This window comes from Bradyrhizobium sp. PRIMUS42 (assembly GCF_023006515.1).
GTDB lineage: Bacteria > Pseudomonadota > Alphaproteobacteria > Rhizobiales > Xanthobacteraceae > Bradyrhizobium.
In genome coordinates this window covers 1-6,478 of the sequence record NZ_JALBGZ010000358.1, presented here as the reverse complement: position 1 = coordinate 6,478, position 6,478 = coordinate 1, and the positions used below count along the sequence as shown (strand labels likewise).

Here is a 6,478-nt window from a genome sequence, read left to right as displayed (position 1 = left end):
CGCACGCCGCTGCGTTCGAGTGCGATCGCCGCGTCGCGCGTTGCTGCGCGACCGATCCGGGCCGCGCGCGGATCAATCGTCATCCGCGTCGCGACGCTCTGATGCGAGCTCCAGTAATTATTCCAATAGGCGTGGCGTCGATACCAGGAACGTCCGCCATAGTGGCTCGACCAGTAAGACGTCAGCACGAAGGGGACGACAGGAACGTCGATCACATCGACATAGTCGGGAAGATAGACGTAGTGGTTGCGATAGAGATATTCGAGATATTGCGACGACACCCAGCCGCGATCGTCTGAGAAGCTGACGTCGCACCAGGCATTGCCGCGCAGGCAGCCATGGATGTTGACGCGGGCGCCCTCGGGGATGCGATCAACCAGCGGAAAACCCGTACCCGGCCCGGCGCGCAAGCCGGTCGAGACGGTGACGATGCCCGGCGCGGCCAATGCGGCCGTTGGCGCGAGCAGCAATGCGGCAAGTAAAGCGGTCTTGAATTTCATGGCGTGTTCCTCCTCTTTCGAGTCGGAACGCGTAATCGGAGCAGGCGTTCCGTGTGCGGAGATCTCATCCGCCGAAAGAATGAAACGCACGCTACGCGCGGTTCAATATTCATCCGCCGTTCATCGAGCGGTGCGCAAGCGGCGCTGCCGGACCGTCATTTGAGCCGCAACATGAACGCGTCGAAATACGATGCTAGCCCGGCGAAATCATCGAGCGGCACTACGGTCGCAACATACTGATCGGGCCGCACCACGACCATGCAGCCGGCGGTCCGATCGATACCGCGCATTGCGAAAACGTCGTGGCCGCTCTTGAGGTCCGGACAGAACATCTTTTCGTAGTCGTACAAGCCGTAACGGCCCTTGCTTGGGAGCAACATGGGCGACATTGCCTTGATCGCGAGCTCTCGATGATCCTGCTGAAACACTGCGCGCAGATCGATCACGCTGTCGATGTCCGAGCTTCTAGACGTGTATCGCCGGATCGGAGATTTCGGGGACTCGGCGAGAAAATTGCACAAGCGACGAATGGCAGAGCCCGACGCTGCGGGATTCTCGGCGGGCGAAAATGCGTAGATGCGGAAGCGACCATCGGCCTGCCCGGCATGTCCGAGATGCACCGGCTTTGCATCCGCGAGCCGGATTACCGGGGCGGAATGGAAGCGCTTGCCGATGATGAAGCCCTCTGCGAGATGCTGATGCGAGACTGCACCGGTGAGGATGGACGGCGCGTAATGCGTCGCCGTGCCGGCGGTGTAGCGGCCGTGCCTGACGAAATAGTCCTGCGTCCTGGCGGCATCGGCGCCGCCGGCCTTGGCGGCGGAGGCGAGAATTCCCGCCCACTCGCGGTCGAAGTCGATCAGCTCCTTGGCAACCGCCTGGCGCTCCGCCGAATAGGAATGCAACAGGTGCGGGGCGCACTGCTTGCGCAGCACCGCGGCGAGCTTCCACCCGAGATTGAAAGCGTCCTGCATCGAGACGTTCATGCCCTGCCCCGCCTTCGGGCTGTGGGTGTGGCAGGCATCGCCGGCGATGAAGATGCGCGGCAGGCGCGTTGCGATCTCCGCGTCCGGCACGTCGTCGAACTTGTCGGTCAGGCGCTGGCCGATCTCGTAGACCGACCACCAGGCGATCTCCTTCACTTCGAGCATATGCGGCTTCAGGATCCGCTGCGCCTTGGCGATCACGTCGTCGGCGGTAATGCTGCGATTCGCGACGCGTTCGCCGACCTCGAGCTTGGCGAGCTCGACATAGATGCGAACCATGTAACCGCCTTCCCGAGGAATGATCAGCAGGCTGCCGTCCTTCGCCGACTGAATCAACGACTTGAAGCGAATGTCCGGAAAATCGGTCACGGCCAGCACGTCCATCACGCCCCAGGCGTGGTTGGCGGAATCACCGTGCAGCTCGCGGCCGATCGACTTGCGCACCGTGCTTCGGGCGCCATCGCAGCCGACGACATAGCGCGCCCTGATCGTCTCCATCTTTCCTTCATTCGCGGCATCGACGCGTTCAAGCCGCACCGTTACGGCATGATCGTCGTCACCCGCCGCCTGATCGACCGCGAGGTCGATCAGGCGGCGGCTGTAATGCGGCTCCAGCTTGGCCGGCGCTTTGCGCATGACGTCGAGAAAGCCGTCGTGGATACGCGCCTGGTTGAGGATGACGTGCGGGAATTCAGACAGCCCGTCCTCGACGTCCTGCACCCGGCCACTGCGGATGATGGTCTCGGGCGAGCGTTCGTCCGGCTTCCAGAACGTCGTCTCGTTGACCCAATAGGCCTCCTTCAGCACGCGCTCGCTGAAGCCATAGGCGTGAAACATCTCCATGGTGCGGCAGGCAATGCCGTCGGCCTGTCCGACCAGCAGCCGGTCCGGCTTCTGCTCGACGATGCAGGTCTTGATGTCGGGGAATTGCGCAAGCTGGGCGGCGAGCGTGAGGCCCGCAGGGCCACATCCGACGATAAGGACATCGACCTCGGCGGGCACGGCGCCCGCTGCGCCGGAGGCCTGAACGCGCTCGGCAGGATCGGCAATCTCGGGATCGCCCGGCTGAAATCCATTCAGATGGAATTGCATGAACCTCTCCCGTCAACGCTCTGTTTTGATATTGATCAGTATGCTGACTATCAGTATACTTGTCAACGATCCGCACCGCCCTTGTCCAAACGGAGAACTCGGTGAAAGACAACAACGACATGCCCGGGCATCTGGCGCGCCGATTCCAGCAGATCGCAGTGGCCGTGTTTCTGGCCGAGGTCGAAGATGCCGGCTTCGACCTGACGCCGGTGCAATATGCCGCGCTCGCGACCATCAAGGCCAATCCGGGGCTCGACCAGGTGACGCTCGCAGGATTGATCGCCTATGACCGCACGACCATCACCGGCGTGATTGATCGCCTGGTGCAGAAGAAGCTGGTCGAGCGCCGCGCCTCCAGCCGCGACCGCCGCGCCCGCGAGCTCGAGGTTACCGACGAGGGCCGGCGCACGCTGCGGAAGATCACGCCGGCCGTGGAATCGGCGCAGCGCATCATGCTGCGTGGTCTCAGCGCGAAGGAGAGCGAGGAATTGATGCGGCTGCTGCGCAAGACGATTGCGGCCGGCAACGATCTGAGCCGCGCGCCGCTCCGCGACATGCAGACATGATCCGGTATTTTTGTACGTAATTGTCGCGGCGCGCCGAAACCAGGAACTAACCTTCGGCTGTTAGGGTCGGCGACATTCTGCGCTTAACGCGCGATTAACTTTGCGGTTCGGGGGTTTCGGATGTTCAGGTTCCTCATTGCGGCTGCGGCCATCGCGCTCTCGACCGGCCATGCGCTCGCAAACGGCCATGGCGGCAGCGACGCCCCTCCTCCGCCTAAGCCCGAGGCGACGACCGCACCAGCAAAGGTGGTCATTACCAAGCAGGGTCCCAAGCTCGTCGATCTCAAGGGCATGACGCTCTATTATTACGAGCGCGATACCACCGGCAAAACGTCGAACTGCAACGGCAAGTGCACCGAGAGCTGGGTGCCGTTGCCCGCAACGACCGACGCCAGGGCCATCGGCGACTTCACCGTGATCAGCCGCAACGACGGCAGCAGGATGTGGGCGTACCGCTACCGCCCGCTCTACACCTCGGCCGCCGACAAGACGCCGGGCGATGCCAACGGCAATGCCACGACGCTGCAATGGCGCGTTGCCCGGCCCGAGAATTAGGCGAGCGCGTCAGCGGTTGTCACGACCGCTCGGGCCGGCCAGTTCGGTCGGAACGGGCCTGAAGGTCGGCATATTCGCACTCGGTTGCAGCGGCTTGATCTCAGCGTTTACCACCACGGGCCCGGTCGTGAACCAGAGCGCCGCCACGGCTGCGATCGCCAATCCCGCGCCAAGCGCCGCAAGCTCTTTCATGTTTCCGTCCCCGGAGATCAGTTGCTGAGGATGACGCCATGCTGGTGCCGCGACGGATGATCGGCATCGACCAGCGCGTTCGGATCGGTTGCGATCACGGCTTCCGGTAGCGGCATCGGCTCGATACCGGCGAAGCGGCGATAGAGCGCGCCCATGACGGCTCCGCAGAAGCCTGCCGGCACCACGAGAAAGGCAAGCAGCGGCACTGCGAACGCGAGCAACAGCGTGCAGGCGAACGCCGCAACGCCGCCAATGACCGCGTATTCCCACGCATTAGGGCGGCTCATGGCCCGCGCGACGTGGTGAACACAGAGCATGAAGATGCTTGAAGGAATGACCGAGATCACCATCATGACCATGAAGGTCTGCGCCGGGATCACCGCCGCGAAGATGTGTGCCGTGCTCTTGTCCGCAAAGCCGTTCATCAGCAGTGGCAGCAGCGTGTAGGGCAGCAGGGTTGCGAGCACCGTCGGGATCAGTGCGGCAATGACGATGCCTGCAAACGACGTGCGGACGCGGACCGGCCCGTTGAACACCAGGGGCGGATTTCTTGGTGCAACGGCCCCGGCAGCCTCCGCGGCTGCGCGCGCAACCGGGCTCACCCCGGCGAACTGGCCGTAGAGGAATCCGCCGATCATGCCCGCGATGGTCGGCAACAGGCCGATGGTCACCACAGTCCCGTCGCCGGGCGCGGCCAGCTGGATGTGGTTGCGGATCGCAATGCCGTAGCTCACCGCCGCCATGACGCCGCCCATCAGACCGTAGGCAAGCCGGCTCGAGACCGTCCACTGCCGCAGCAGCATATGTCCGGCGAACAGCAAGGCGGCGTTCATCGCCATGCGGCTGGCATAGAACACCAGGATCTGATCCGGCGCCGGCACACCGACCGGATCGGTCACCTGCCCTCCCGCGACGGCGAAGACCAGCAGCACGGCCTCGACGATAGCGAGCGGAATTAGCGCGGCGAACAGCGCGCGAGGCGAATTCTTGACGAGATACATGCGAGCAACCCCTTGCCCGCTGCACGCTAGACGCGAAGCGTTACGGCGCGCGCAAGACAATGGATAAAATTGTCTGTAAGCACGCGCCAGCGATGTCGCGCCATCTTCGCGTGCGGGCTTAGCCGCGCCAGCGCGAGCCCGCCTCGGCCCGCGCGCTCTGTCCGGGCGGCAGTACCACGACCATCGAATTGAGCTTCACCCGGTCGTACAGATCGATCACGTCCTCGTTGCGCATGCGGATGCACCCTGACGAGATCGCCTGCCCGATATATTCCGGCTGGTTGGTGCCGTGGATGCGGTAGAGCGTGTCCTTGTTGCCGGCATAGAGATAGATGCCACGCGCGCCTAAGGGATTGGCGGGACCGCCGGGAACGCGCGCCGGATACGGTCCAAGCCGCGCCTGGATATCTGCCGTCGGAACCCAGTCCGGCCATTCCGCCAAGCGGCCGACCCGCGCGACGCCGGAGAACGCCATGGCTTCCTCGCCGACCGCAACGCCGTAGCGGATCGCCTTGCCATCCGGCAGCACGTAATAGAGGTAGCGCGCGTCGGTATCGACGAGGATGGTGCCCGGCTGCTCCTTGCGGTTGTAGTCGACGACATGACGGAGATATTGCTCCGGCACGTTCGCCTGCGCGTAAGGCGTGTGAGCGAGCAACTGCCGGTCGCGTGGCGTCATGCTCGCGTCGGTCGACGGCGAAAGCGTTGCCTGCATGCAGCCGCCCAGCGGCAGCAAGGCAACAACGAACAAGGCGATTAAGGATCTTGGCACCGCCGGCCCCCGATAGCGGATAGCAGCGCCCCCAGCCTCCCCAGATGCTGCCAAAATCGTGCTGAAAACAAGGCAACGCGGAACACATGCGCGTGTTCGACAAAGTGGGTTCCATCACCACAAACCGCGGAAGGAGCGTCGCATCATCTCCATCCCCTCGCCTTGCTTTGGTCAAACCCGGCTGGACTCGTGCGTCATCGGCCGGGCTCATCAGTTTGGGGGCTCGCCTCAAGAGATCGGCTCGCGCCAATGCGGACGACCAGGACTTAACACCCGGGTTTCAAACATCTGGGCTTCAAAGGAGCTGCGATGCTCGCGACGCTGAACCCTAAGCAAATCGTCGATGAGATCGTGAAGGACACGGTCAAGGACAACGATCCGCACGACGCTATTCAGATTTCGCCCGACATCGTGCTGGCATCGCGCCCCATCAGCGTGGCGCCGGCGCTGGCGCCTGACGTCACGACGCGTCCGGAACCGAAATTTGCGCCGGAGCCCAAATTCTCGCTAGAGCGCAAAATCTCTCTGGAGCCCAGGTTCAGTCCTGTCTCGGAGCCGCCGGCGGCGCCCCCACCCTCTGTCGATACCGCCATACGTGTCGCAGCGAGCGATGGCAGTGGCCCGCGAAAGCGATCTGCCGTGGGCAGGTGGCTGCGCGGTGCATTCGTCACGTTCCTGTTCGCGGGAGGAAGCGCAGCCGCCGCCGTCGCCTGGGAGAAGCACGGCGATACCGCCAAACAGATGCTCGCCGAATGGACCCCGGTCGTGGCGTCGCTGCTGCCTTCCACATCCTTGACCGCCACGTCGCAGACCG

Annotated in this window: 7 protein-coding genes and 1 pseudogene; 3 read left to right on the top strand and 5 right to left on the bottom strand. The window is 63.7% G+C overall.

Translation table 11 applies throughout. From position 1 onward, the window contains the following. On the bottom strand, positions 1 to 500 hold a 500-nt coding region (locus MOV75_RS23330; protein ID WP_247006689.1), incomplete at its 3' end, for an SH3 domain-containing protein. Positions 501 to 655: 155 nt separating this feature from the next. Beyond that, a complete protein-coding gene (locus MOV75_RS23325) occupies positions 656 to 2,578 on the bottom strand; it encodes an FAD-binding monooxygenase (RefSeq protein ID WP_246929859.1) in 1,923 nt (640 codons plus the stop codon). Between the two features lie 101 nt (positions 2,579 to 2,679). Here MOV75_RS23325 and MOV75_RS23320 point away from each other — a divergent pair, with 101 nt between their 5' ends. After that, positions 2,680 to 3,144 (top strand): MarR family winged helix-turn-helix transcriptional regulator, encoded by a 465-nt coding sequence (locus tag MOV75_RS23320; protein ID WP_246929860.1) that lies wholly within the window; start codon positions 2,680 to 2,682, stop codon positions 3,142 to 3,144. A gap of 120 nt (positions 3,145 to 3,264) precedes the next feature. After that, a complete protein-coding gene (locus tag MOV75_RS23315; protein ID WP_246929861.1) occupies positions 3,265 to 3,699 on the top strand; it encodes a hypothetical protein in 435 nt (144 codons plus the stop codon). Positions 3,700 to 3,708: 9 nt separating this feature from the next. On the opposite strand, the gene MOV75_RS23310 is transcribed toward MOV75_RS23315, so the two are convergent. From MOV75_RS23310 to MOV75_RS23300, 3 genes are all read right to left on the bottom strand, one after another. After that, positions 3,709 to 3,891, bottom strand: a complete 183-nt coding sequence (locus MOV75_RS23310; RefSeq protein ID WP_246929862.1) for a hypothetical protein — start codon at positions 3,889 to 3,891, stop codon at positions 3,709 to 3,711. Positions 3,892 to 3,908: 17 nt separating this feature from the next. Then, on the bottom strand, positions 3,909 to 4,892 hold the full coding sequence (locus tag MOV75_RS23305) for a hypothetical protein (RefSeq protein WP_246929863.1): 984 nt from the start codon (positions 4,890 to 4,892) through the stop codon (positions 3,909 to 3,911). A gap of 118 nt (positions 4,893 to 5,010) precedes the next feature. Beyond that, entirely contained in the window at positions 5,011 to 5,607 is a 597-nt protein-coding gene (locus MOV75_RS23300) for a L,D-transpeptidase (RefSeq protein WP_246929864.1), read from the bottom strand. A gap of 366 nt (positions 5,608 to 5,973) precedes the next feature. Here MOV75_RS23300 and MOV75_RS23295 point away from each other — a divergent pair. Beyond that, positions 5,974 to 6,478, top strand: a pseudogene (locus MOV75_RS23295) (hypothetical protein); the annotation flags it as partial.